This window comes from Clostridium sp. AF36-4, from assembly GCF_003435975.1.
Taxonomy (GTDB): Bacteria; Bacillota; Clostridia; order Lachnospirales; family Lachnospiraceae; genus Eubacterium_F.
In genome coordinates, this window is record NZ_QTVH01000074.1 from 1 (window position 1) to 877 (window position 877).

Consider the following 877-nt stretch of genomic DNA (forward strand, 5'->3'; position numbering starts at 1 on the left):
GCCTCATCTTTGCTTATCAGCGTGTTGCCAAAGCCGTCCTGAATACTGATATTGACCCGTCCGTAAGCATCGACCGTCATGGTTTTTAAGCCGTCTGCGGAGGTATATTCCTTGTCTTTCGATTCATACGCAGTTCCCACAGCACGGATGGTTTCGGTTTCCTCGCCGGTTTCCTCATCATAGGAAGTTTTGGAGGTCTGTCCGTTTTCATCGGTGTAGGAAAGCTCGTTGCCAAAAGAATCATACGTTGTCTTTTCTTCCACATAGCTCCGGTTATCGGATGGGTTTTTCGCAGAAGTAAGCGTAACCTTCGTCTGGGTCTGCTGGCCCAGTGCATTGAAGGTGTAGTCATTCTGAATCACTTCTTTTTCGCCGTCCGTATCGTAGGAAGGATAAACTCTGCCCCGTGTTTCGTTGCCATGTTCATCGTAGGTAAAATCCGTTTTGGTAAGTGTCCGGTATGCACCGCCGTTTACACTTTTCTGCTCGGATATGCTGGCATAATCCACACCGTTTGCCGCCATCGTGCTTACCATGCGGTTTTTGGTCTTTGCTCCGCTGTATGATTCTTTCGTAAGTACCGGGCAGACAAAGGCACCGTCTGAATCCGGATATGTTCCTGCCGGATATGTATAGTTTGTCGTGTAAAGGTGTTCTTTACCCTGATTCTTTTTCTGATAAGCGGCATTTGCCTTTTCAGTTAAAACGTTTCGGCAGCGGTCATAAGTATACCCTTGTTTTGTCGTAACCGCTTTGCCACTCTTTCCATACGATTTGTCGGTTTCGAGTATCACAAGAGAACCATTGCCGTTATTATCATAAGAGGTTATGGTTTCTTCTTTTTCTTTGCCATAGTGAATCTCATTGGTAAGAAGTT

General features: G+C 46.0%; 1 protein-coding gene. It reads right to left on the reverse strand.

Going from position 1 to position 877, the window contains the following annotated elements:
- A partial coding sequence (locus tag DW005_RS13970; RefSeq protein WP_181975065.1) for a hypothetical protein occupies window positions 1-877 on the reverse strand: 877 nt, incomplete at both ends.